The 25829-nt window shown below is 58.3% G+C and carries 24 protein-coding genes; 7 read left to right on the forward strand and 17 right to left on the reverse strand.

Annotated elements, in window-relative coordinates:
- Positions 1-82 precede the first annotated feature (82 nt).
- Entirely contained in the window at positions 83-343 is a 261-nt protein-coding gene (locus tag ACZ5FP_RS24790; protein ID WP_464665174.1) for a CopG family ribbon-helix-helix protein, read from the forward strand.
- Positions 343-618, forward strand: coding sequence for a type II toxin-antitoxin system RelE/ParE family toxin (locus ACZ5FP_RS24795; protein ID WP_464665175.1), 276 nt, complete (start codon positions 343-345; stop codon positions 616-618). Before ACZ5FP_RS24790 ends, ACZ5FP_RS24795 begins: the two co-directional genes overlap by 1 nt.
- A 201-nt stretch (positions 619-819) precedes the next feature.
- On the opposite strand, the gene ACZ5FP_RS24800 is transcribed toward ACZ5FP_RS24795, so the two are convergent.
- From ACZ5FP_RS24800 to ACZ5FP_RS24850, 11 genes are all read right to left on the reverse strand, one after another.
- On the reverse strand, positions 820-1416 hold the full coding sequence (locus ACZ5FP_RS24800; RefSeq protein ID WP_464665176.1) for an OmpA family protein: 597 nt from the start codon (positions 1414-1416) through the stop codon (positions 820-822).
- Positions 1417-1418: 2 nt separating this feature from the next.
- Positions 1419-1979, reverse strand: a complete 561-nt coding sequence (locus ACZ5FP_RS24805; protein ID WP_464665177.1) for a hypothetical protein — start codon at positions 1977-1979, stop codon at positions 1419-1421.
- A 343-nt stretch (positions 1980-2322) separates the two neighbouring features.
- A complete protein-coding gene (locus tag ACZ5FP_RS24810) occupies positions 2323-3021 on the reverse strand; it encodes an IS6 family transposase (RefSeq protein WP_464665178.1) in 699 nt (232 codons plus the stop codon).
- Between the two features lie 427 nt (positions 3022-3448).
- Positions 3449-4981: an amidohydrolase gene (locus tag ACZ5FP_RS24815; protein WP_464665391.1), complete on the reverse strand. Its 1533-nt coding sequence runs from the start codon at positions 4979-4981 to the stop codon at positions 3449-3451.
- Positions 4982-5045: 64 nt separating this feature from the next.
- The gene (locus ACZ5FP_RS24820; protein ID WP_464665179.1) at positions 5046-5939 is read right to left on the reverse strand and encodes an ABC transporter permease; all 894 of its coding nucleotides are present in this window, start codon (positions 5937-5939) and stop codon (positions 5046-5048) included.
- Entirely contained in the window at positions 5924-6970 is a 1047-nt protein-coding gene (locus tag ACZ5FP_RS24825) for an ABC transporter permease (protein WP_464665180.1), read from the reverse strand. The genes ACZ5FP_RS24820 and ACZ5FP_RS24825 overlap by 16 nt, the downstream gene beginning before the upstream one ends.
- Complete coding sequence (locus ACZ5FP_RS24830; RefSeq protein WP_464665181.1) at positions 6967-8529, reverse strand: ABC transporter ATP-binding protein; 1563 nt, start codon at positions 8527-8529, stop codon at positions 6967-6969. The genes ACZ5FP_RS24825 and ACZ5FP_RS24830 overlap by 4 nt, the downstream gene beginning before the upstream one ends.
- Before the next feature lie 22 nt (positions 8530-8551).
- Entirely contained in the window at positions 8552-9580 is a 1029-nt protein-coding gene (locus ACZ5FP_RS24835) for a BMP family ABC transporter substrate-binding protein (RefSeq protein WP_464665392.1), read from the reverse strand.
- 153 nt (positions 9581-9733) lie between these two features.
- Complete coding sequence (locus ACZ5FP_RS24840) at positions 9734-10054, reverse strand: NIPSNAP family protein (RefSeq protein ID WP_464665182.1); 321 nt, start codon at positions 10052-10054, stop codon at positions 9734-9736.
- Complete coding sequence (locus ACZ5FP_RS24845) at positions 10051-11682, reverse strand: GMC family oxidoreductase (RefSeq protein ID WP_464665393.1); 1632 nt, start codon at positions 11680-11682, stop codon at positions 10051-10053. The genes ACZ5FP_RS24840 and ACZ5FP_RS24845 overlap by 4 nt, the downstream gene beginning before the upstream one ends.
- 2 nt (positions 11683-11684) lie before the next feature.
- Positions 11685-12536 carry a uracil-DNA glycosylase family protein gene (locus tag ACZ5FP_RS24850; protein WP_464665183.1) on the reverse strand — a complete coding sequence of 284 codons (852 nt, stop codon included), beginning with the start codon at positions 12534-12536 and terminating at the stop codon, positions 11685-11687.
- A gap of 217 nt (positions 12537-12753) precedes the next feature.
- Here ACZ5FP_RS24850 and ACZ5FP_RS24855 point away from each other — a divergent pair, with 217 nt between their 5' ends.
- Positions 12754-13431: a TetR family transcriptional regulator C-terminal domain-containing protein gene (locus ACZ5FP_RS24855; RefSeq protein ID WP_464665184.1), complete on the forward strand. Its 678-nt coding sequence runs from the start codon at positions 12754-12756 to the stop codon at positions 13429-13431.
- A 288-nt stretch (positions 13432-13719) separates the two neighbouring features.
- On the opposite strand, the gene ACZ5FP_RS24860 is transcribed toward ACZ5FP_RS24855, so the two are convergent.
- The 3 genes from ACZ5FP_RS24860 to ACZ5FP_RS24870 form a co-directional block, all read right to left on the reverse strand.
- Positions 13720-14523 (reverse strand): AraC family transcriptional regulator, encoded by an 804-nt coding sequence (locus ACZ5FP_RS24860; RefSeq protein WP_464665185.1) that lies wholly within the window; start codon positions 14521-14523, stop codon positions 13720-13722.
- Between the two features lie 68 nt (positions 14524-14591).
- Positions 14592-17768 carry an efflux RND transporter permease subunit gene (locus tag ACZ5FP_RS24865; RefSeq protein ID WP_464665186.1) on the reverse strand — a complete coding sequence of 1059 codons (3177 nt, stop codon included), beginning with the start codon at positions 17766-17768 and terminating at the stop codon, positions 14592-14594.
- Positions 17765-19024: an efflux RND transporter periplasmic adaptor subunit gene (locus ACZ5FP_RS24870; RefSeq protein ID WP_464665187.1), complete on the reverse strand. Its 1260-nt coding sequence runs from the start codon at positions 19022-19024 to the stop codon at positions 17765-17767. The genes ACZ5FP_RS24865 and ACZ5FP_RS24870 overlap by 4 nt, the downstream gene beginning before the upstream one ends.
- A 210-nt stretch (positions 19025-19234) precedes the next feature.
- Here ACZ5FP_RS24870 and ACZ5FP_RS24875 point away from each other — a divergent pair, with 210 nt between their 5' ends.
- From ACZ5FP_RS24875 to ACZ5FP_RS24885, 3 genes are all read left to right on the forward strand, one after another.
- Positions 19235-19372, forward strand: a complete 138-nt coding sequence (locus ACZ5FP_RS24875; protein ID WP_464665188.1) for a hypothetical protein — start codon at positions 19235-19237, stop codon at positions 19370-19372.
- A gap of 108 nt (positions 19373-19480) precedes the next feature.
- Complete coding sequence (locus ACZ5FP_RS24880) at positions 19481-19774, forward strand: glutaredoxin family protein (RefSeq protein ID WP_464665189.1); 294 nt, start codon at positions 19481-19483, stop codon at positions 19772-19774.
- A complete protein-coding gene (locus ACZ5FP_RS24885; RefSeq protein ID WP_464665190.1) occupies positions 19755-20780 on the forward strand; it encodes a 2Fe-2S iron-sulfur cluster-binding protein in 1026 nt (341 codons plus the stop codon). The genes ACZ5FP_RS24880 and ACZ5FP_RS24885 overlap by 20 nt, the downstream gene beginning before the upstream one ends.
- Before the next feature lie 100 nt (positions 20781-20880).
- Here ACZ5FP_RS24885 and ACZ5FP_RS24890 read toward each other — a convergent pair whose 3' ends face one another.
- The 3 genes from ACZ5FP_RS24890 to ACZ5FP_RS24900 form a co-directional block, all read right to left on the reverse strand.
- Positions 20881-22422: a multicopper oxidase family protein gene (locus ACZ5FP_RS24890; protein ID WP_464665191.1), complete on the reverse strand. Its 1542-nt coding sequence runs from the start codon at positions 22420-22422 to the stop codon at positions 20881-20883.
- A 108-nt stretch (positions 22423-22530) separates the two neighbouring features.
- Entirely contained in the window at positions 22531-22923 is a 393-nt protein-coding gene (gene copM, locus ACZ5FP_RS24895) for a CopM family metallochaperone (protein WP_464665192.1), read from the reverse strand.
- Between the two features lie 14 nt (positions 22924-22937).
- On the reverse strand, positions 22938-23132 hold the full coding sequence (locus ACZ5FP_RS24900; RefSeq protein WP_464665193.1) for a heavy-metal-associated domain-containing protein: 195 nt from the start codon (positions 23130-23132) through the stop codon (positions 22938-22940).
- A gap of 161 nt (positions 23133-23293) precedes the next feature.
- On the opposite strand from ACZ5FP_RS24900, the gene ACZ5FP_RS24905 reads away from it, so the two are divergent.
- A complete protein-coding gene (locus tag ACZ5FP_RS24905) occupies positions 23294-25798 on the forward strand; it encodes a heavy metal translocating P-type ATPase (protein ID WP_464665194.1) in 2505 nt (834 codons plus the stop codon).
- Positions 25799-25829: the final 31 nt, after the last annotated feature.

Here is a 25829-nt window from a genome sequence, read left to right on the forward strand (position 1 = left end):
TGCCGAGGTTGCAATTGGATGATGGATATTGCTTAATCACTATTAATCACTATGATTAAACAAGGCGATATGGAGCTACCCGATGGAAACAAAAGTACTCACTGCGCACGTCCCGCTGCCACTCGCGCAGAAGGTTGATGAGCTGGCTGGTCGGCTGGACCGGTCAAGAGGCTGGATTGTAAAGCAGGCTTTGGCGGCCTGGATCGAACAGGAAGAGGAACGGCATCAGTTGACGCTCGAAGCCCTTGCCGACGTTGATGCCGGCAATGCGATAGATCATCAGGCCGTGAAGGCCTGGGCCGCAAGTCTTGCAACCGATAAGCCTTTGCCTGTTCCGCGCTGATGCAGATTGAATGGACCCTTGCCGCGTTGTCCGACTTGGCCCGGCTTTATGATTTCCTTGAGCCGGTCAATCCGGCAGCCGCTGCGCGGACCGTACAATCGCTGACGGTCGCGCCGGAACAGTTGCTGATTCATCCGCGCCTCGGCGAAGAACTTGATGAATTTCAGCCGCGTGAGGTTCGCAGGATTCTGATTGGCCGCTACGAGATGCGTTATGAAATCCAGGATGTGACAGTCTATGTTTTGCGGATATGGCATACGCGCGAAGACCGTTGAATGGTAAGGGCGAATACTGCTGATTCGGCGGCCCGGTTGAGCGAATATGGAATTTTATCCGCAGTCTAAACTGGCCATTATCAGCATTTGCAAACGAAGACTTACTGATAGCCGTTGCTCTGATTTTAGCGCGTAAGCTTGTCACGCCGGCAAGGATTTGGCGAAAGCCTTATGCCTCAAAGGCGCCTGCAATGGCGGGCACTATTGTCTTGGAAACACGAATTCGACGCGCCGGTTCAGTGCTCGCCCGTCTGGATTATCCTTACCGTTTTCAAGAGTGTTGGGTGCCACGGGCCGGCTGTCGCCAAAGGCCTTGACTGACAGCAGCCTCTTGTCGGCTCCGCGTGCCATCAGCCATTCGGCGACGGCTTGCGCCCGCCGAAGGGACAGATTCTTGTTGTAACGGGTAGAGCCTTTGGCGTCGGTATGTCCCTCAATGATGACGGAGCCGGTGGAAACCGATTTGACCAAACGCGCGATATCGTCGAGCGTCGATATCGCAGCCGGCCGGACGCTGGCTTTGTCGAAATCGAACAGAATATCGCCCGTCATTGACACCCTGACGGTCTGTTTGTCCTGTCGTACCGAAAGACCGCTATGTTGGGCGGCAAGCCCATCGGCCTTGGCAGCCAGATCCGAAATGGCGCTATCCAGATCAGAGGGGAGGCCCTTCAGCTCCAGGATGGTGGCTTTAAGGTCGCGGACATCGCGGTTGTAGACCATATCCTGTGCAAAGGACCAGTTTACTCCCGCCACTATCATCGCCGCTGCGAGGCTGAACCTGCTGAGTCCGGGCATGACTATCGGTCAGTAATTTTGATAGCGTCGAGTGTCTCGACTCCAGGTATCGTCAATGACACCTCGGTCACTTCCTTCGGCGGAGCGGGAAATCTGCCATGCCAGGAGCCTGCAATCGGCGAACCTTTGGTGGTCTTTATAACCAGATATGGATCTGTCAAAGGCTTGTCATTGCTGTCCGTCAACAAAAGGTGTTTCTTGTTGCCGGCAAGAAGGTAGAAACTGTTTTCGTAGTCAGTCTTGCTGATCGAATCGTAAATCCTCTCCAGCTTATCCGATACGACAGGCTTGAAGCGCAACTTGATGGTCAGGATATCGTCTTTGCGAACGGCCTCGATCACCTGCGCCTCTGCATTACCACCGTTGGTCAATCCGACAGCCAGAGGTATAGCTGAGCCAGTCTCTGTTTGAGTCTGGGCTGAAACTGCGTTGGGAAATCCTGCGATTACCAGCGCGGCAACAAGCGCGCAAAAGGCAGTAGCGGGTTTAGTCTGGCGCACAATATGAATCCTTTCTGTCTCAAATGCTGGACCGTCCATATTGCACACGAAACGAACTGACATTGCCCGCTTCCAAGATTGCAATACCGCGGCTCTTCTGTTCAGATGGTTCTCCCGGGAAAGACCGAAACTGAGGCGGCAAAATGATGCCTGTGCCCTAAGGGCTGTCGGTTGCGACTCTGAACAGTTTCGGTTCTCGACAGGGTTCCGTCAACCCTTGAGATGCAATTTTCCAGCGGCGAGGCAGTCAACTCCGGCCAATCGATGCAAGCGGTTAGGTTGAACAAGGTGTCAATCGGCGTTGAACTTTGGGTCTGACGCAATCTCGATGGCATCAGGGCGCTCCGACAATACGTGGTTCTGTTGCAAACGTCATCAAGGGTTGTCGGCTTGAACCGATCGCATTTTATGAAGCGAGGATATCGAACTGCTCTGCGATAGACGGCGTGGGATTGAAGGCAAACCTCGCCTGTTGCTTTCGCATCATATGAATCATCTCGATGCCGGATAAAATAACGCTCGCTGATGCCATGGATTTGAAGCCGAGCATCGGCCGAACACGCCTTTTGATCGCTCGGTGATCCTGCTCAATCCGATTATTCAAATACTGACTTTGGCGAATTGTGACCGGCTTTACAGAATGCTTCGCGTTGGTTTGAAGGCGATGGGCAGTGTCGCATGAGACGATCGCCTCATGATTGGTTTGGCTATCGTCAATGACAACACGGTCCGGTCGGCCGTGGTGTTCCAGTGCTCGTCGGAAGAACCGTTTCGCTGCCAGCAAGTCGCAGTGTTCGCTGAACCTGAATTCCACCGTGTCGCCGGCACTATCGATGGCGCGGCAAAGGTACATCCATTGCCCGCGAACTTTTATGTAGGTCTCATCCATGTGCCATTTTCCTGTCACCTTACGCTTGCGCAAGTTGTAACGTTTCAGCAGCCATGGCGAGAAATGGACAACCCAGCGGTGGATGGTGGAATGATCAACGCTGATGCCGCGCTCTGCCATCATCTCCTTCACATTTCGCAGGCTCAGCCCATAAGCCAGATACCAGCGCACGCAAAGCAGGGTCACCGAGCGATCGAAATGGCGACCTTTGAACATCTGAACCTCTGAATTTCCGTCAGACCTTCAATGTCACACAAACATTAACCCAAAAGTTTGCAACAGAACCAATTGAAGTGGTCCTTCGCGCTCAACCTGGCGGTATAACTTTCTAAGGGCTGCGACAAAGCAGATCCTGTGAACGCAAGCACAATGCTGGCGGCAAAATATACTGATTTCATGATGCTCCCCCTAAAACGTGGCGACCCTACTCAAGGGCATTAAATCTGTCGAGAGTTAAAACACATTGCTCAAACCGAGCCGGCTCTCATATGACTGAGACCGTCATTCTCGCTTCAGGCAGCCCTTTCACAAAGGCGGTTTTGGCCATGGCCGACGTCGCCGTAGCGGATCGTCTGCTTAACCCCCATGCCGATCATAACGACGATGTGCTTGAGGTACGCCGCTAACTGGACGAGGGCGCCTGCTACGCAGGCTCCCTCGCGGAATCTCCGGCGTAGCGGTTCATGCCGATGTCCGTGGAGGTGGCGCGCCGATGGATTTCGGCCATGGTGGAGCGGAACGCTGCGTTCCGTGCCTCCAGTTTGGCATGTGCGGCGAGGTGCGCCGGGACGAGCTCGCGGATTTCGGCCAGTATCGCGGCTTCGTCGATCGTTTGCAGGCGGCCGTCATGGACAACGATCTGCCCCGCTATCATCACTGTTTCGATGGAAGAACCGTTCTCCGCATAGACGAGATGCTTGGTGATATCGTTGAGTGGGGTGAAGGTGGGGGAGGTGAGATCGAGGATCAGCAGATCAGCGGCCTTGCCGACTTCGAGCGAACCAGTGACATTTTCCAGCATAGCACTGCGTGCACCACCGATTGTTGCCATCGTTAGAATCTCGTCAGCACGGATCCATTGATCATAATCCGGGCTGGAAGCGCTGTGGATCAGCCCGGCCACCCGCATGACGTCGAAGATGCGGGCTGTATCGTTCGATGAGACGCCGTCGGTCCCAAGGCCAATGCATACACCCGCATTCATTAATCTGCGGATCGGAGCAATGCCGGCACCAAGCTTCTGGTTGGAGACGGCATTGTGGGCAACCGAGCATCCGCTCTCACCCATTATTGCGATGTCTTCCCCACCCACCCAGACGGAATGGGCGATGGTGGTGTTGCGCGAGAGCACGCCCAGATCGTGCATGTAGGCAATCAGGCTCTTGCCGTAGATTTCATGTCCGGTCACCGCTTGCGTCTTGGTTTCCAGGACATGGGTATGCAGCGGGACTCCCATGTCGACTGCTAGCGCGTGGCAGGCCTGCAGCAAGTCAGGGGCACAGCGTTGTGGCGCTGACGGCGCTATCATGAAATTGATCCGGCCAGCCTTGCCATGCAGCAACGAGAAAGCGGAGCGGCAATAGTCCATATATGTCCTTGCCGACATGGGCGGTCCGAAATCAAGTTGTTCCTGAAGATGGAGCGGCATCACCTCGCGGGCGTAGGGCAGAGCATCCAGAGTATGTATGTTCATGACTGCGCTTGAAACATTGGCGCGGATTCCCGCATCGTCATAGGCTCTGAAGACGGTCGAGAGGCGGGAGAGGTCATGCGCCGGCGGATCGAAGAAGTCGTCGCATATCGTCGTGACGCCGTTGCGGAGCGATTCCATAGCGAGAAGAAGACTGCGTAGGTAGAGTAACCTTTCATCGATGACAGGTCCCATCAGCAATGGATAGGCATAGAGTAACCAGATTTCCAGCGGCATGCCTTCATACCGGCCACGAAAGAAGGTTTCGCTGGAGTGGGTATGCGCATTAACGAGGCCCGGCATTACAAGCCGGTTTGCGCCGTCGATAACGGCTGCATCCGGGGCAGCGATGAGATTTTGACCGATAGCCGATATCCGTCCATTCTCAATCAGCATGTCGCCGCCAAAAGGCTTGCTGGCGTTTCCGGCGCACATCGTCAAGAGGGTAGCGTTCTTGATTATCGTCTGTTTTGGTCTCGGAGGCATGGACATATCCTGCTCGTTTTGCGCGGCGGATGCCGGATTTACGTCTGGTGTGGCGACCGCTCGATTACTGGTCGCGCAACTCACTGAGGCCGCTATTGGCCCTGGTGCCGCCACGCAGTTGTGTGCTGAGCCAGATACCGAGAACCGTAGCCAGATAAGGCAAGGCAAGCAGCAGATCGTGTGGAACGCGATCGCCAAATGCGAGCTGTGCCCTGATACCGAGTGCGCCCACAACGGCAAAAAATACGGCAGCCAGACTTGCGCCAATGGGATGGGCGGCGCCGAATATCACAGCAGCGAATCCCATGAAACCCCGCCCTGCTGTCATGTTTTGAGCAAAGATCTGAAGACTGCCCGCAGCAAGCTCGGCACCCGCCAGCGCGCAGAGCACACCGCCGATCATCAGTGCGACGAGGCGCATGACAGCCGGATTGACGCCAACACTGCGAGCAGCAAAGGGGTGCTCGCCTGCTGCCGCCAGACGCAGGCCGAAACGGGTTCGTTGCAACACAATCCACATTGCCAGGACGACTAGAGGCATGATCAAGACGAGGATCGAAAGAGATCCGAATGGTCCGAAGGCAGAGCCGATATGCGGCAGACCGAATGGCGCACTTACGGCCGCCTGCGTCCCGAATATCGACTGTACGGCGAGTGCAGTGCCGCCCAGCCCCAGCCCTGTCAGCCCGAGCCCTGCGATAATTTGGTTGGCCTTAAGTTTTTCTACCACGAACCACAGGAGGATAGATCCAAGAACGCAGACCCCAATGGCGCCGAGAAGTGCGAGCCAGATTGATTGCGTGAGCACAATGCCGAGGACGGTCGCGCAGGCTCCGGCAATCATCAGACCCTCAAGGCCAAGATGCCAAATGCCCGCTCGCTGGGCAATGACACCGGCAAGTGTTACGTAAATCAGCGGAGTGCCCGAGCGCAGGATGGCAATTAAGAAGTCTTCCATATCCGTCCTCCGAGTTTTGCCATCCGGTCGACGACACTGGATTTTGCGGTGATGAAGAGAGCGATGGCTGCATTGATTATGTCAATTGCCGACGAGGGCAGGCCAGCCATGATCGGAAGGTAGAGAGCAGCAGACGCAAGTCCACCGAAGAACAGCGACACGAAAGCTGTGCCGACGACCGAGAAATTGGCAACGAGTGCGATCAGGATTGCGGTGAAGCCGTGACCCGGCAGGAAACCGCCGGTCAACCGTCCGTTCGGCCCCATGAATTCCACCGTGCCGGCAAGACCGGCGAGGGCGCCGCTGAGCAGGAAACTTGCCAGCCCAATGCGCCATGTCCTCGCCCCCTGCCATTCGACCATCGTTGGATTGCGACCGGCGAGGCCAGAAAGCACGCCAAAGGCTGTTCTATTGACCAGAAACCACATTGCAGTGCCGACCAGAATGGCTAAACCAAGGATCGTCGGAGACAATCCGAGCGAGTTACTGATGCGGTAAGCGGCGTCAAGCGGGCGGCTTGACGCCTGCTGCCCGGTGCCCGAGGGGTCCTTGAGAGGTCCGGCGGTTACATAAAGCAATACGAGGCCGGCAATGAAATTCCCCATGAGTGTTGTAATCACTTCGTCGGCACCGGATTTCAATCGCAGAACGCCGGGCCAGAGAGCCCAAAGTGCACCGCCCGTCATGCCAGCAAGGAAGCAGGCGGTTATAAGGATTGGTGCTGGCGCGCCGTTAAGCCATTCGGCCATGAAAGCGGCCGCGATGGCTCCCATGTAGAACTGGCCCTGGGCGCCGATGTTGAAGTAGCCCGCTCGAAATGAGACCGCCACGCCAACGGCCGTGATAAACAGCGGGAGCCCCCAACGAAGCGCCTGTTGCAGTGCGCCAGGTCTAAGGAACGCACCATCGGCGATCGATTGGAACATCAGGGGGGCTGAATAGCCCGCGGCCTGAAAGATCACGCCGCAAAGCGCGAGACCAAGCAAGATAAAGATCAGTGCGCGGAAAACGGAGACGAGCCGATCGATCATCTAAGCACTCCTGTCATGGCTGCACCGACTGCGGCAAGGTCATAAGGTGGTCGGAATTCGGCGACGATGCGCCCGGATAGCATCACGATAACGCGGTCCGAAATATCGAAGATTTCGTCCAGATCCGATGAGATGAACAACAGACCGCAACCGCGCGCCCGTGCACCACGCATCGACTTCCATACGAAGGACGTTGCGCCGATATCCAGACCCCGCGTGGGTTGTGCCGCAAGAATGAGGCGGGCGTTTTCGTCCATCTCACGCGACAGGATCACCTTCTGGGCGTTGCCGCCCGATAGTGATCCTGCCCGCTGGCCGACGTCGGAATAGCGGACATCCCATTGTTTGAGGGCTGTATCGCATAGCCTGCGGATAGCGGAAGGACTAATGGTGGACAGGAGCGGTATCTGAAGAAGACCACGTGCCGACCAATTTTCCCAAAGAGAACTGGTCAGACTAAGCCCTTCGACATTCCGCTCGAAGGGAATGACGCGCAGTCCCGCCGCCCGTCGTTCGGCGAGTGGGGTGCCGGTCACGATTGTGCTGTCGATGGAGATCTCACCGCTGATGACATCAGCCAGTGCCGAGACGGCGCGCACAAGCGTTCTTTGCCCGTTGCCCTCGATGCCAGCCACGCCGATAATTTCCCCTGGCTGAATGTCGAAAGTGACTTGGTTGAGCGCGGGACCTTCCGGGTCGGGGCGTGTGGAGACGGCTCGCATCTTGAGGACGGGGGCAGTATCGGTGCCCGCAGCATGCCGTTCGGCATGCGTGACCATTGCTACGCCTGTCAAAACTGCTTTGTCGTCCGGGTTGAGGTTGCGGGCCGCGGCTGGCCCGATGATCAGCTCTGCAAGCCGAGTTGCGTCAATCGCGTCGCAGGACAGCGGCCCATCGACGAGCTTTCCGCCGCGCAGGACCGTGACCGTATCCGCAATTGCCAGAACTTCCCGTATTTTGTGCAAGATAAGGATGACGGTTACGCCGCGCTCCTTGAGGCGCCGAACCCGATCAAACAGCTTCGCAGCGCCTTCGGGAGACAGGACCGCCGTCGGTTCATCCAGAATGAGCAGCTTCGCATCCGAGACGAGGGCCCTGGCGATTTCAACGCCCTGCCGGGTCTCCACCGGCAGGTCGCGGATGCGCTGCTTGGCCTTCACCTTCACGTCAAGTGCGTCGAGGTGGGGCTGCCACCGCTTTTCAAGACTTGCCTTCGTGAATAGCCTTCCGCCTTCCGCGCCGAACTGCATTGCTTCGGCAACCGTGAAAGAGGGAGGAAGGGCAAAACTCTGATGGACGAGTTCGACGCCGGAACGGCGGGCTTCCTTGACGTTTCCGCCCGCAAGCGGGCGACCGTCGATTTTGATCTCACCCGACGCAGGACGGACAAGACCGGCCAGGACTCGGGCAAAGGTTGTCTTACCTGCGCCATTCTGGCCGACCACGGCGTGGATCATACCACGTTCGAAGACGGCTCCAACATCGGAGAGCGCGACGATGTGGCCATAGCGCACAGTCACATCGCGGCATTCAAATATAGGTGGGCGAACCTTCGTCATCGCAGCATGATCCAGTCGCAGGTCAGAGTTTCGTATTGAATGGGACCTTCAAGGATCCATCTAGGATCGCTGCTCGCGCCGCCGCAATCTCTGGCTCAACTCCCTTTGCTTTGGCGACAATGTCAGCCGGTCCCTGTTCGGCGAAAAGTGACGAGGGGATGAAGTCGATAACCCCTGTTCCCAAACCGGTGTGCTCATGGGTTCCGCCCGCAAATTTACCGCCAAGTGCTTTCCCCACTTCGTTATAGAGCGAGGTTCCAAAGTCGAGACCGACGATCGAGATTACGGATTTGGGGCCCTGGGGGAACTGGGCAGGGTCGAGCACGCTAACCATGCGTCCCTCTGCCTCCTTTGCTGCGGCAATGATGCCGAAGTCGGTTGCGGCGGCATCGGTCTGGATAAAGTCGATGCCGCTCGCATACATCTGGGTTGCGATCTCCTGCCCCTTTGCCGGGTCCTGGAAAGAGCCAGCAAAGGCGATTGTGACCGACGCGTCCGGACGCACAGACAAAGCGCCGGCCTTGAATGCATTGTAGTCGGCATTGATTGGCGGAATGGACACGCCGCCAATGAAGCCAAGCTTGCCCGACTTGCTTACACGCGCAGCGAAAATGCCCGAGAGGTAGCAGCCGAGATAGTAATCGTAGGAAACCGTCACCACATTTGGAAGCGGGGGCTCGAAAGGATCAGCAAAGAGCTGGATCCATTTGGTCTTTGGATAGGAGGATGCAAGCGCCTTGTAGGGCTCGGCAACTTCGTTGAACGTTGAGGCGATCACCGAGGCGCCGGCATCCCCTAAAGTACGGAAGATCGTCTCGTAAGTCGCCGGATCCTGGGCGTAAACTGCACGGTACTGAAAGCCTTGCTCCGCAGAGAGCTGCTTCAGTTTTGCAATCATCGAGTCCACCGGACCGGCATCGCCTGCGGCCTGGGTGTGTACAAGTGCAACAAGGCCGCTGGCCGCGTACGATGCAGTTGTCAACAGACCGCTGCTTGCCACGGTAAGAGCCGCCAGTTCTGCCGACGTCTTGAGGAAGTTTCGGCGATCGATCGACCGGTTCAGCATATGCTTTTCACTTGAAGTCTTGTTGGTCATGTTCCCATTTCCTTGCTCTGGAGATTTGATATCAGCTACTTCTTGTTGGGGCAGCTTCGGTTGCCGCCCGGTCGTCCTCGGGGTCCAAGGTCTTGCACCCTTCTTGCTTCAGGCGCCGGGAGAAAACGGCGCCGGATTCATGATCATCACATCCTGGCTCTGAATGGCGCCGAGCGACCAGACGCCGGAGATGAATGCCTGCCATTCAGGGTCGGCATACATGGCTGCCCGTCTTGTCTCCCGGTCGGCAAGGCTGTCGTAGCGCCACATCAGGACCGTCGTATGCAGGGGGCCGATTTCGCTGACATAGAGGCCAAGAAATGTGTTGAGGTGCCGCTTCTGGATTGGCAGGCCCTCGGTCTCGTATCTTTTCAACCAGCCGTCGACTGTTCCTGGCCGAAAAGTATATGTGCGATGCTCGACGATCATACGGATGCCTCCTTGAGAATGAATTCAGCGGCGCGCTCTCCGATCATGATTGCCGGGGCGTTCGTGTTGCCGCTTGAAATGATTGGCATGATTGAGGCGTCCGCAACGCGCAGGCCCTCGATGCCGTGAACTTTCAATCGAGCGTCGACCACGGCCATTGGGTCGTTGCCCATCTTGCAGGTGCCGACCGGATGGAACGTCGTCATGGCATTGGCACGCAGCCACCTGACCATTTCCGCGTCGCTTTCGACGTCTGGACCCGGAGCGAGTTCCTTGCCGCGATATTTATCGAATGCTTTCTGCTTGATAATGTTCCGCGTCATACGGATCGCGTTGATCATCGTACGAACGTCGAACTCCGTTTGCAGATAATTCGCATTGATGCGTGGCCGGTCCATCGGGTCTGCCGAGCGCAGCCTGATCTCGCCTCGGCTCTCGGGATTGACCGGGCCGACGCGCAACGAGAAGCCATGGTTGGTCTCCACCCGTTCTTTCTTGAACGGGTTTGGAAAATGCAGGTTTGCCGTCTTTTCAAGCGCCGGCATGAAGTGAAGCTGGATGTCCGGCGCGACCAGATCGGTGCGCGACCTGACAAAAGCCCCGGCTTCGTAGGGGAACGTCGTGGTGATGCCTTCACCGAACAGCATGCCCTGGATCACCGACCAAGTAAGCTTGTCGGCACGCAGGTCCGAATAGAGTGTGACCGGCTCCCGGCATTCATAGGCCATGACGCAATCGACGTGATCCTGAAGGTTCTTGCCTACGCCAGGAAGGTTATGGACGACAGGGATATCGTGCTGTGCGAGCTCGTCGGCAGCGCCGACCCCTGAAAGCATGAGGATCTGCGGCGAGTTGACGACGCCGGCCGACAGGATCACCTCGCGGTCGGCATAGACTTTCGAAATGTTACCCTTTCTGCTGAACTCGACCCCAACTGCCCGGCTGTTCTCGATGAGAACGCGCCTTGTATGGGCACGGGTGATGATCGTCAGATTAGGGCGTTTCCTTGCCGGACGCAGGAAGGCATGGGCTGCCGAGCAGCGTTTACCCTTCGCTATGGTGAAGTCATAGCGGCCGAAACCTTCCTGCTCTTCGCCGTTGAAATCGTCATTGAGAGGATATCCCGCCTGTCCGCCCGCCTCGTTGAAGACATCGAGTAGGCTGTTCCAGCCGCGCGCCCGGCAGACGGTCAGTTCGCCTTCGGTGTTGTGGTAGGCGTCATTGCGTTGCACATGGTTTTCCGAACGGAGGAACGCCGGCAACACTTCATCGTAGGACCATCCCGCGGCACCCATCTGTGCCCAGCGGTCGTAGTCATGCCGATTTCCGCGAACATAGATCATGCCGTTGATGGTTGATGTGCCGCCCAGCACCTTGCCGCGGGGCCAATAGAGCGAGCGTCCGTCTAGATGCGGCTCGGGTTCAGTGTGGTAGTGCCAGTTGTAGATGCCCGAATGGAACAGCTTGCCCATCAGCATGGGCAAGCGAAACAACGGGTTGAGGTCGCGGCCACCGGCCTCGAGCAAAAGCACCTTGTTTGCGGGATCGGCGGACAAGCGGTTTGCCAAAGCGCAGCCTGCTGAACCGGCGCCGATGACGATGAAGTCGAATGTTTTTGTTGCCGCCATGGTTACCACGCGATGGGACAAGAGCCCATCTCCTCCAGATAGTCGTTGCAAAGAATGAATGGGTTGGGTCTGGACAGGACGGCTTCGGCTCGTGCGGGATGATCACGCAGAACGCAGCGAAGATGCCCGCTGGCAGTCTCGTCAATGCCGGCCTCGGCCAGCGTATCAGCGGCGGCGGCACCGAACCCAAGGAACACAAGCGGTTTTCCCTGCAAAGCAAGAGCGCGCAGGGTCTCCACGATCACTGGACGCCAGAGCCGGAGATGGCCCTTCGACTGATGTGGATCCACATCCACCCTGAAGCGGGTGAGCGTCAGCGAGGCATTCAGAAGCAGCACGCCTTTCGCGACCCAGCGATCCGCGATGGCAGACGGATGCTCGATGTCGGCTACACCGCTCTCCATGGCCGAAAGCGTTTTCGGCCAATCGTCGAAGCTGCGGGCATAGGACAGATCGCCGGTGCGTGCAGCCATGATCATCTGCATCCAAACCCGGATGCTCTTGGAGAACATCTTGTCAAGCTCGCGCCACCCCGCGAGATTTCCAGCTTCAAAGGCCCGGCCGGTGGAAAACCCAGGTTCAGGGTAGGGGTCCTGGCCCAGAACGACACAGTGAACCTCTCGCGGGGCAATGCCGTCAAACGCTCTCAGGAAATGCGCTCCCACGGGCATTCCCGGAAAGTGCTTGCCGCGCCGGACCGGAAAGATCGGCTCCCAGACTTCAAGCTCGAGTTCGGATGCGATCCCGTCAATGTTTGGCTCCGCAAACCCGATCAATGGGCGCCAGAATTCATTCAGATCGACGGACCAATCTGACAGGAATTCCTCCATGGCGGCTTTTAACAACATTGCCATTCTTACCCTCCCGATCATCCGCTCCGGCGGCTTCCCCAAGAACCTGACCATTTTGTCAGCTTTTTTGAAAAAACTTGACCAGATTGTCAACTTCTTTTTATTTGTACTTCGATTCTCGAGGTCCCCTACAATTCAGGTGACGGGGCTGCGAGGAAAAACAAACCTCTATCCTGGATGATGATTCAGGATAAAATGCATAGTAAATAATGGGATACCAATGGCAGAGGAATTGAGAGTGCCGCATGTTCCAGCCGAAAAAGGGCTCGCGTCGCAAGCTGCGTCGGATGAGCCGATCAGAGCGCGGAACGTGCTCAAGATCCTGACGGCAGCTGTCGAAATCTTTTCGAGGAAGGGCCTTGACGGTGCCCGCATTGTTGAAATCGCAAAGGCCTCAGGGCTTCCGAAGGGCAATGTCTACTATTACTTCTCGTCGAAAGAGGAGATCTACAACGCGGCCATCGATCACCTCATCCACAGTTGGGACGATGCGTTCCGGCACATCTCGGTCGATCGTGAGCCTGGCGAGGCAATCGAGGCTTATGTTCGAGCGAAGCTGAACCATGCCTGGGAGAATGCAGCGGAGACGCGTCTTTTCGCAAACGAGATACTGCAAGGAGCCGAACATCTCTCGATCGAGGCCCGCGATCACATGCGAACTGTCACATCCGAGAAGGCAAAGGTGATTGATGCTTGGGTCGCAGCCGGAAAGATCGAACAAGTGGATGCGCGCCATCTGTTCATTCTGTTGTGGTCAGTAACCCAGTTCTATGTCGAGTTCGAAGCTCTCGCCTGCGATGCGCTGCATGTCAGCCAACTAAAGGTATCAGATTACGATATGGCGGCGAAGACGATCACCAAGACGGTCTTGAGGGGACTTCTTACCCATCCGTCATGATGATTCAGCAAAGGCGGGAAGATTCGTCATCGCTCGGCGGGGGTAGCCGGTCCCGCTGCTGCGCGGTATTGGCGTCGCGAGAAAAACCTAAAACATAACTGGTTATAATGTTCGGATCAAAAGTCTCACATTAACCTGGGATCTTTCGCATAATCGTCACCGCTTTCCACCACCACTTGTCGCCCGTAGGGATTTGGCTCTATTTCCGATTTCCACCCAGCCCCCGTCTGCTTGGGAAAATGCCACTGGAGCACGAGATGGGTATTTCTTACGAGACCATCCGTGCTTTTACCATCGATAGGCCTTTGGCGTGGCGCCGAGCCAACGCTTAAACATCACAGTGAAAGACGCCGACCTTTCAAAGCCCAATGACAATGCAACCCTTCTCACCATATCGCCTTGAGCCAGCCGGGGAATTGCAGTGATCAAGCATGCACGCTGGCGCCAGTTGACAAAACTCAGGCCGGTCTCGTTCTTGAACTTTCTCGTGAATGATCGTCGGCTCATGTTCAGGCTTGAACTCCAGAGTTCGACTGTATCTGTAGTGTTCGGCTGCAGAAGAAAATCTGCACATCGTTCCAAGAGCGCTCGATCGGAGGGCAGCGGTAGCGAAAGTGGCAGGCGTGGGCGATGCTGAACCTCGTGCAAAAGAAGCTCGGCAATTGCCCGCCCCCTTGCGTTAAACTCAGAATCCGGGCCTCGATCCGATGCTGCCTCGATCAAGCTTTGCAAGAGCGGTGCAACGGCAATCACAAAGCATTTCTCACCAAGTCTGGCGGCTAGGCATCTGTCGATATCAAGGGTTTGGAGCGCCACGTCGCTCATCATGCGAACATGATGTTCGGCTCCAGCGGGTATCAGTAAACCATGGCCCGCCGGGACCATCCAATTGCCTTCAGATGTCGGGACAACTACCACGCCGCTGACGGATTGCAGAAAGCGTGCGCGCTGATGCTGGTGAATGGGCGTAACATGGCCGTGAGGATATGACGTTCGCGCGATGATCAGGTGAGGAGGAACTGCCAATTCCTTGTCAGCCGCGATTTCGGGGTGATCGGCAGAACAATTGATCCAACGTCCGGTACTGCTCACAATAATTCCCTTCGTTCGTTAGCTCGCGGCGGTCGCGAAATGGGCCCCAATTTGCTGCCGCCGCTCTGTCATAGGCGCGCTTCCAATGCTGCGGCGGACTCGCTTCGCGTTTGGCGGGCGATCGCCATGCGGCGCACCAGGACGTAGAACACAGGCGTCAGCACAAGGCCGAACAGCGTGACGCCGAGCATGCCGGCGAACACGGCAATACCCATGACATTCCGCATCTCCGCACCAGCCCCGGTTGCGATCACAAGCGGGACGACACCGGCGATGAAGGCAAGTGAGGTCATCAGGATCGGCCGAAGGCGAAGCCGGGCCGCTTCAAGCACGGCGTTCAATGGATCGACGCCTTCATCTTCCTTCGCTCTGGCGAACTCGACGATCAGGATCGCATTTTTGGCGGCAAGACCCACAAGCACCACGAAGCCGATCTGCGTGAAAATGTTGTTGTCGCCTCCCGTGAGCCAGACGCCTGCGATCGCGGAAAGCAACGCCATCGGAGCGATAAGCAACACAGCCAACGGTAATGACCAACTGTTGTACTGGGCAGCGAGAATCAGAAAGGCGAGCAGAACAGACAGTGGGAAGACGTACATGGCCGTGTTCCCGGCTTGTTTCTCCTGATAGGCGAGTTCCGTCCACTCGAAGGCCATGCCGGGTGGCAGAATTTCCGATGCGATCTGTTCTATGGCTGCGGTCGCTTGCCCGAACGAGTATCCGGACGCCGGGCTGCCGCTAATATCGGCCGACGGGAAGCCATTATAGTGCATGACGCGATCCGGACCCGAACTGTGCTTGATGGTCAATAAGGCCGACAATGGGATCATTTCGCCCGCAGCGTTACGCACCTTCAGCCGGCCGATGTCCTCCGGTTGCATACGGAACCGCGCGTCCGCCTGGACCATGACGCGATAGGTACGGCCGAATCGATTGAAGTCGTTCGCGTAGAGGGAGCCAAGGTTAACCTGCAACGTCTCGAAGATCGTGCTGAGCGGCACCCCCTGCGATTTAGCCTTCACCCGGTCGATGTCCAGTTGCACCTGTGGCGCATTCACCTGGAAGCTCGCAAGCATGCCAGCCAATTCAGGTGTTTGCATCGCTTTGCCCATGACAGCGCCCTGCGCCTGCGCAAGAGCCTCGAAGCCAAGCCCCGCCCGATCCTCGATCTGGATCTTGAAACCGCCGGTCGAGCCAAGGCCCGGAACAGGAGGCGGCGGGAAGATGCCGGCAAAGCCATCGGGAATCTGGCTGAACTTACTCATCAGGCGACCTGCGATCGCGAAGGCGGACAAGGACGGGTCCTTACGCTCGTCAAAGGGCTTGAGCATTGTGAACATGACGGCGGCGTTGGGAATATTGACCATACCGTTGACTGAAAGACCCGGAAACGCGACGACACTTTCCACGCCCGGTTCGGCAAGCGCGATCTGCGACATCTTTTTGATGACAGCCTCAGTGCGATCAAGCGAGGCTCCGGTCGGAAGCTGAGCGATACCGACAAGGTAATACTTGTCCTGAGCCGGTACGAACCCGTTGGGTACGCTCTGGAAACCCGTCCATGTCATGCCGACCAGACCGGCATAGACGAGCAAGACGAGTGCGCTGAGTCTCACGGCGCGGCGCACCGACCAGACATAGGCATTGGAGGCGCCATCGAAGAAGCGGTTGAACAGCCGGAAGAACCACCCGAACAATGTATCGATGACGATCGTCAGCCGGTCGCGCTTCATATCGGCGTGATGCGGCTTCAGGAGCACACCTGCGAGCGCGGGGGAAAGCGTGAGAGAATTGATGGCCGACAGGATAGTTGAGATTGCGATCGTAAGGGCGAACTGCCTGTAAAACTCCCCCTGCAGGCCGGACAGGAATGCCGAGGGGATGAACACGGTCGACAACACAGATGTGATGGCAATGATCGGCCCGGTCACTTCGTCCATGGCCTTGCGCGCTGCCTCCTTGGGAGTTTCGCCGAGTGCGATGTGACGTTCTACGTTCTCGACGACCACGATGGCGTCATCGACCACGATACCGATCGAGAGCACGAGCCCAAACAGTGACAGCGTGTTCAGCGAGAAGCCGAACATGTACATAAGGGCGAATGTGCCGACCAACGATACCGGCACGGCAACCAGCGGGATGATCGAAGCACGCCAGGTCTGAAGGAAGAGCACGACCACGAGTACGACCAATGCGATGGCTTCCAGCAGCGTCATCACCACGGCTTCCAGTGAAGCTTTGACGAAGACGGTAGGGTCGTAGGCGATGCGATACTCTATACCTTCTGGAAAGCCTTTCTGCAGCTTCTCCATGGCGCCGCGAATGGCACTCGACACGTCGAGCGCGTTGGCACCGGGGCTCTGGATAATCTGGATCGCCAGCGCCGGCTTGCCGTCAAGAAGACTACGCAGTGCGTAGGAGTCCGCACCAAGTTCGATACGGGCAATATCCCGCAGACGGGTGATCTGGCCGTCGGCGCCCGTTTTGACGACGATGTCGCCGAACTGCTCCTCGTTCGAAAGCCTGCCAAGGGTGTTGACCGTGACTTGGAACGACGCCGAGGCTTCTGGCTGCTGGCCGACAGAGCCGGCGGCCACCTGAACGTTCTGCTCTTGAATTGTCGCCACGACGTCGGACGCGGTGAGACCGCGCCCCGCCACCTTGGCTGGATCGAGCCATATCCGCATCGAATATTCGCCGGCACCCCAGACAAGCACGTCCCCCACGCCCGGCAGACGCGCAAGCTGGTCGCGCACCTGCAGGAGGGCATAGTTCGACAGATAAAGCGGATCGTAGCGATCGTCGGGCGAGACGAGATGCACAACCATCAGGATGTCAGGCGAGGTCTTCTGCGTCACGACGCCAATGCGCTGCACTTCCTGCGGCAGACGCGGAAGCACCCGCGAGACGCGGTTCTGCACCTGAATCTGCGCCATGTCCGGGTCGGTGCCTTGTTGAAAGGCTACCGTCAGCGTCATGCGCCCGTCGGTCGCGGCCTGCGAGCTCATATAGAGCATGTTCTCAACGCCGTTGATCGCCTGCTCAAGAGGTGCTGCAACCGTCTCGGCGATCACCTCGGGATTAGCGCCAGGATAGCTTGCCGTCACCTGCACTGTCGGTGGGGTAACCTGGGGATACTCGCTCAACGGCAGCTTCAGCAGCGTCAGGCCACCGGCGATCAGCATCAGGACCGAGAGAACGACCGCAAAGATCGGGCGGTCGACAAAGAATCGCGGGATATTCATCGACGCGCCTCGCGTGTTTCGGCCGCTGACCGGTCTCTATCAGAGGATTGGTCCGGCAGCATCGAAACCATCTGCGGGACCACCCGCATACCCGGACGGATCAGCCCCTTCACGATGATCTTTTCACCCGGATTGAGGCCAGCTGAGACGACACGCAGACCGTCAATAACGGGTCCGAGTTTGACCGGACGGTATTCGGCCTTGTCCTCAGTTCCAAGAACCAGAACATAGCGGCGTCCTTGATCGATACCGATCGCCTGATCGTCGATGAGCACAGACTGAGCCGGTTCGGCGGTAATGAGGTTCACCCGCGCAAAAAGACCGGGTGTCAGCCGACCATCAGGGTTCTTCACAACTGCCCGAGCCCGGATTGTCCCGGTGCTCCGGTCGACGCGGTTACCGAGAAAATCGAATTCGCCAGCATGCGGAAAGCCGGCATCAGTCATCAGTCCGACCTGTACCGGCAACTTGCCGGAAGTCTTCCCACTTTCGATCGCCCGTGCACGTACGACGAATTCAAGATAGGTGGCTTCGTCGATGTCGAAATAAACATAGAGAGGGTCGATCGAGACGATCGTGGTGAGAAGTGTGGCGGCTCCGGCATTGCCGCCGGCGACTAGATTGCCTTCAGAGACTTGAACCCGGTCGACGCGCCCGCCGATCGGCGCGGTGATGCGCGTGAAGGAGAGATCGAGTGCGGCCGCGGTCACGGCTGCCTTCGCGATTTCGACCTGCGCCTGCCGCTGGTGGCGTGTGGTCTGCGCATCGTCATAGGTCTTGCGCGACACAGTGCCGCTCGGAGCCAGCGATTCGACTCGTCTGAAATCGATTGCTGCCTGATCAAGCAGAACCGTCGCCTGCTGCAACTGAGCCTTGGCGGCATCCAGGACGACCTGGAATGGCCTGGGGTCTATCTGGAACAGGAGCTGGCCTGGGTGTACGATCCCCCCTTCGGGAACACTGACCGCGTCGATTGCGCCACCGACACGTGGGCGAAGTTCGATGACTTTGGTCGCCTCGAGATGACCGGTAAACTCCACCGACAGCGCGACCTTGCGCGTAACGACCTCGGCGACTGGTACCTGCGGTACGGACGTTTCGCCCGATTGGGCAGCAGCTTCTGACGTTGCCGTCGCCGATGCAAGCGCAAGAAGGCGGCTGGTATAGAATCCCGCGTCGTCGCTATCGACAAAGGCAAAAATGCCCCCGGCGGCGGCGACGCCGGCTAAGAACAGGATGGCGGCTTTTTTACTCATTCTCGTTTACCTTCATTCGGCCGCACCCTCCGGATCCCGGGCGACAGCTGCAGTCAATGTTTGACGAAGGTGGGGTTTCCAACGATGGAAAGGTCAAGGCCCCAGAATGTTTTTTCCGGAGGGTCCCCGGACGCATCCGTCCCGCTATGCGGCGGCAAGCGTCATCCTTCACTTTGCTGAATACTCTAGATGAGAGAAGTTCGTCGTCGGATGAGCACCGGTATCGGCGGGAACAGCGATCCAGAGACTCGTGATGCCGAGGAAGTGGCTAAGGCCCGCATTCTGACATTTGGCGACGGCATGCGTTCGAAGCCCGAAAAATCCTTTGCATGCAACAACAGCTCTTGACCTTCCAAGTGCTGGAAGCCGCACCCTGACGACAAAGTTCCGCTACCCGGCAGCTCTCTGGACGGTCGGCGCGAGCCAAACCAGTCGAATTCGGAGAAAGGCAAGACCATGACGGATGCCAATGCACCCAACATTCTCATCTACACGACCCCGACCTGCCCGGACTGTCATGCGCTCAAGCGTTGGCTCTCCCAGCAGGGAATCGCCTATGAAGAACGTAACCTCACCGACCCGCAGATCGCCGAGGAGGCAAAGACGCGCACGGGTGTACGGGTAGCACCAATCACCATCGTCGGTTCTGAAGTCTTCTACGGAACATTCCAAGGCCAGAAGCCGGAGCTGATCAGGGCACTTGGACTTGCAGGCATGGGAGGAACCGGAAATGACGGCCAAACTCGTTGACATCCGGCAGGCTCGGACCGGCCTTGAAGTCCCGGGCGGGCAGACCATCCTGGACGCCGCACTCGCTGCCGGCATTCCTTACCCCCATGGCTGCAAGTCCGGACGCTGCGGCTCCTGCAAGTCCCGGCTGATCGAGGGGGAGGTGGAACTGCTGCAGCATTCGCGCTTCGCGCTTACCGATGAAGAGAAAACCGACGGCCTGATTCTGGCGTGCCGGGCGCTGCCCCAAACGGATTCGACCGTAGCCTGGCTGGGCAGTGACGACGACGTTCAGCCTCCACGACGCCTGGACGGCATCGTGACCTGCCTTGATGATCTCACCCACGACATCAGATTGGTCCGGATTACGCCCGAGGATGGGGCTCCCCTGCTGTTTACTGCAGGGCAATATGCGCAGGTCAGCTTCAATGGAGTGCCTGCCCGCAGCTACTCCATGGCAAACGGGTACGGCGACGACAGTCTTGAATTCCACATCCGCCGTGTTCCGGGAGGGACCACCTCGGAGCATGTGCACAGCGTGTTGAAGGCCGGTGACAAAACAACGCTCGAATTCCCCTTGGGCTCTTCCTCCCTGCGCCAGCATCATTCCGGCCCGATCCTGTGCATCGCCGGCGGCTCCGGGCTGGCGCCGATCAAGTCAATTGTGGAAACCGCTCTTGCCCACGGCATGAAGCAGCCGATCCGTGTCTACTTCGGCGTTCGGGCAGAGCGCGATCTTTATCTCCTTGGGCATTTCCAGGCTCTCGCAAAACGTCATCCCAATCTCACCTTCACACCCGTGCTGTCCGAGGCGCAGTCCGCGCAGCATCGGAGCGGTTTCGTAACGCAAGCCGTGGCGGAGGATCTTTCCGGCCTTGACGGCTGGAAGGCCTATGTTGCCGGCCCGCCGCCAATGGTGGAAGCGGCAATGGAGGTGGCCTTTGCGCGCGGATTACGCCGGGAAGATATGCATGCCGACGTATTCTTTACCCCGGAAACTTTGCGGGGGCCGGTTCCGGCCGAATGATGCTGCCACCGGCGATGAGGTCCCGTCGCTCGCCCTGCACTGACGAAGGCCCGCCGCAAATATCTTCGCGGCGGGCCTTCGTTTCATTCGCTGATCCGCACTAGGCTTGAACGTCAAGCGTTCCCATCATACCGAGCTGTTCGTGCTCGAGTATGTGGCAATGATACATGCGCGGCCCCGGTAGATCATGGCGCAGCAATATCCGAACCGTCTCGCCGGCCACGACGTTCACCGTATCCTTCCACGCGCGATAGGACGGCCTGGTGACCTTCCCGTCTTTCTCGCGCTCTACGACCTGAAACTGCGTCCCATGCACATGGAACGGATGATCCATATCCGCCTCGTTGACGACTTCCCAAAGCTCGACTTGTCCGACTTTCGAGACTTCGTCTATGCGGTTCATGTCGAAGCTGGCACCGTTAATCAGGAACTTCATCTCCATGCTATCGGAAGACACGGACGTGCTGGAATGACCCATACCCTGCATCGACATACTGCCATGGTCCATTCCGCCCATGGTTTCCGTCAGGACAAACCGGCGCGTGACAACCGGATTCCCAAGAGATTCGATGGAGCGCAGCTTTGCCGGCAGGGGCGGCATTGCAGCAATCGGCTCTTCCGATACGTTTGCGGTCAGCAGGATCATGCCGGCCTCGTTCGGCTTGCCCGGCCCCATCCAACCACGCTCATATTCGAGCGTCGTGAGCTTGGCCGCTCCCGGCTTGTCGAAAGAAACAATCAACTCAACGCGTTCGGCCGGCGTGAGTAGCAGCTCGGCGACGGCGACGGGCGCTTCGATCAGGCCGCCGTCCGTTCCGATGACGGTCATGCTGGCATTCTCGAACTTGAGCCGCAGGAATCGCGCATTCGTCGCATTGTAGAGACGCAGACGGCGCTTTTCGCCAAGCGCTACAGCCATCGCAGGGTTCTTCTGCCCATTGACGAGCACGTGATCGCCGACGCGACCGTTCATGAAATCGGTCATCGTGCTTTCCGGTATCGTCCCGTCGGCGGCGATCCTGAGATCGGTGAGCATGAGGATCGTGTCGCCGTATTCCGGTGGGATGGGATCGTTCTTCGGCTTGACCAGAAAGATACCGGCAAGTCCGCGATAGACCTGCTGGGCAGTCAAACCATGGGGGTGGGGATGAAACCAGTAAGATGCCGCACTGCCTTCCGGCAGTTCGAACGCATAGATGCGCTCGTCGCCCGAGGCTACGGGATCCGCCGGATTGCCATCCTGGTCGGCTGGTACCGGCATGCCATGCCAATGAACCGTCGTCGGTTCGCCTGGAATCCCGTTCCTGAAGCTGATCTCGACCTTGTCGCCCTCACTTGCCTCGATCACGGGATTGGTGCCGTTATAAAGAAGTACAGGCGTATCGATCCCTTCGGCGAACCGTACGACACCTGGTTCTGCTTCCAGCTTTGCTTTGAATATGCCGCGCACGGCCGACTGGTTGGACAGGCGTGGCAACGCTTTGAGCGGCTGCCCTTCCGGCAAAACGGGAGCGGTGCCTGTCACGGGCATGTTGTGATTGCCATGGCCGCTCATGCCGCCCATATCGTGTTTCATCTGGGCTGCTGCAGGCCCGGTAACGACGAGACCCGTAAGGCTCGCCAGAAAAGTCCGCCGATGCATCGATCGTCTTCCTCTCGGTCGTTTGACAGTCAACGGCGAGGCCGCTCAACCAGTCCAATGTTTCTCTTTCTTCGCCAAAGGCAGCTCCTGAGAGCCACCCTCCGGTTGCTATTTGCCGCGTTCCGCGAGCCACTTCCTCATCATGGCGATCTCGCCTTCCTGCGCCTTGATCACCTCTTGGGCGAGTTTGCGGACCTGCGGATCCTTGCCGTATTCAAGCACGACTTCCGCCATGTCGATCGCACCTTGATGGTGTGGGATCATGCCGCGCATGAAGTCGATGTCGGCATTGCCGGTAAACTCGACCATCATGTCCTTATGCATGCTGTCATTGGCCGCCAAATAGGCTTTCGTGGACGGGTTGCCGGAAGCCGGCATCTCCATGCCCAACATGTTGTGATCTTGCATGGGATTGTCCTTGTTCATTTGGCTCTGTGCGATTGCAAGGCCGGCGCTGATGGCGATCGAACCTGCGATGAAGATCGGAGTGAGCTTGTTCATGCTATCGTTCCTGTTCACCTCGTGGTTGCCGGATAGCCGGCTTCTTCGAGAACCTGTTGAAGGGCCGCGGAGGTAGCGGTCGTCTCGATCTTGACCATGCGTGCGGCTAGATTGGTCTCGATCCTGGCATTGGGATCAACTGACTGGATCGCCTTGGTCACGGATTTGGCGCAGCCGCCGCAGGTCATGTTCTCGATTCTCAGTTCCATAAGAATTCTCCTTGGTTCGGGTCTCATGAGCTCAAGGTGGGGCTTCCAACCATGGTAAGGTCAAGTGGTGCGAAAAGGAAAAATTTGCTATTGACCTTCCCATGGTTGGAAGCCCCACCTTCCGTCCGAACTTCAATTTCGGAACGATAAAGGAGGCGGCTATGAATGCCCCCGTTCGAACAACAGACTTAACTGGAACGATATCGCTACCCATCGAGGGCATGACCTGCGCGTCCTGCGTCGGTCGTATCGAAAGGGCACTGAACGCTGTCCCAGGCGTTGAGACCGTATCGGTCAACTTGGCGACGGAACGTGCGAGCATCACGACCACGTCGCTCGTCGTCCGCGCAAAGCTTGTCGAGGCCGTCGAAAACGCCGGTTATTCCGTCCCTGTGAAATCTGCCGGTTCGGCTGGTCCCACAGAGCTATCGATTGCGGGCATGACCTGCGCATCCTGCGTCGGCCGCGTCGAGCGCGCGCTGAAGGCGATTCCCGGCGTAACGGAGGCGGTCGTCAATCTGGCGACAGAGCGCGCCACGATCCACGGAACCACCGACGCGGCCACCCTGATCGCGGCGATAGAAGACGTCGGTTACGAAGCAACGGTAATCGGCGCGGCTGCCGGCAATGGCGATCAGGATGAAAACGCCGAGCGAGCAGAGAAGAAAAAAGCCGAGCACCGCGAACTGGCCTATGACTTCGCCATCGCGGCGGTGCTTACGGCGCCGATTTTTCTCATTGAGATGGGATCACACCTCATTCCGGGCGTGCATGGCCTCATCCAGTCGACGTTTGGCATGCAGTGGAGCTGGTACATCCAGTTCGCACTGACAACGCCTGTACTCTTCATTCCGGGCATTCGTTTTTATGACAAGGGGCTCCCGGCGCTTTGGCGACTTGCCCCCGACATGAACTCGCTTGTGGCCGTCGGTTCGCTGGCAGCCTATGGATATTCGCTGGTCGCGACCTTCGCGCCTGGCTTCCTGCCACCTGGAACCATCAACGTCTATTTTGAAGCTGCCGCGGTCATCGTGACGCTTATTCTGCTTGGTCGCCTGCTTGAGGCCCGTGCCAAGGGCCGGACATCCGAAGCGATCAAGCGCCTGGCCGGCCTTCAGGCCAAGACGGCGCGCGTTCGCAGAGACGGCAAGACAGTCGATCTGCCTATCGGCTCGGTCGGTTCCGGCGATATCATCGAGGTTCGCCCCGGCGAACGCCTGCCCGTCGATGGTGAGGTGGTCGAAGGCGCCAGCTATGTCGACGAGGCGATGATTACCGGCGAGCCGATCCCCGTTTCAAAGTCGGTGGGCAGTGTAGTCGTTGGCGGCACAGTCAACCAGAAAGGTGCGTTCGCGTTCCGGGCGACAGCAGTTGGTGGCAATACGGTGCTTTCGCAGATCATCCGCATGGTCGAAGAGGCTCAAGGCTCCAAACTGCCAATCCAAGCGTTGGTCGACAAGGTCACCATGTGGTTCGTGCCGGCTGTCTTCGCCATAGCCACCCTGACTTTTGCCGCCTGGCTCACCTTCGGCCCGTCGCCCGCACTCACCTTCGCGCTGGTCAATGCCGTCGCCGTCCTGATCATCGCTTGCCCGTGTGCCATGGGTCTGGCAACGCCGACCTCCATCATGGTGGGCACCGGCCGCGGGGCCGAACTCGGCGTGCTCTTCCGTAGGGGCGAAGCGCTCCAGTTGCTGAAGGATGCCAAGGTGGTGGCGCTCGACAAAACTGGTACTCTGACCGAAGGCAAGCCGATCCTGACCGATCTGGAACTGGCCGCCGGTTTCGACCGGTCGAATGTTCTGGGTCTTGTCGCCGCTGTCGAGACCAAATCGGAACATCCGATTGCCGCCGCGATTGTGGAAGCCGCCACCGCGGAGGGCCTCGCGCTGTCGGCCGTGTCGGACTTCGAATCGGTGACGGGTTTCGGCGTCAAAGCCAAGGTTGACGGCAGGCGCGTCGAGATCGGCGCGGACCGCTACATGGTCGAACTCGGCTATGATGTGGCCGCGTTCTCCAAAGTTGCCGAGCGCCTGGGCAACGAGGGCAAGTCGCCCCTGTATGCGGCAATCGACGGCGCGCTCGCGGCGATCATCGCCGTGGCCGACCCGATCAAGGAGACAACGCCTGCGGCCATCAAGGCCTTGCACGTTCTCGGCCTCAAGGTCGCGATGATCACCGGCGACAATGCCCGCACCGCCAAGGCCATAGCGGCTTGCCTGGAGATTGACGAGGTGGTGGCGGAAGTGCTGCCCGATGGCAAGGTCGAGGCGGTTCGCCGCCTCAGGGCCAAGTACGGCAAGGTCGCCTTCGTCGGCGACGGCATTAACGACGCCCCGGCGCTGGCGGAGGCGGATGTCGGGCTCGCCATCGGGACAGGCACGGACATTGCAATCGAGGCGGCTGATGTCGTCCTGATGTCGGGCAGCCTGCAGGGCGTGCCCAACGCGATCGCTCTGTCAAAGGCGACGATCGGCAACATCCGGCAGAACCTGTTCTGGGCTTTTGCCTATAACACGGCACTGGTCCCGGTCGCGGCGGGCCTTCTCTATCCGGTCTACGGCATCTTGCTGTCGCCAGTCTTTGCCGCGGGCGCCATGGCCTTGTCGAGTGTGTTCGTGCTCGGCAATGCGCTGCGGTTGCGCAGGTTCAAAGTGACGTACTGATAAACCGCAGCGGCCGACCCTATATCGGGGT

It is taken from the genome of Phyllobacterium sp. T2-21, assembly GCF_055378485.1.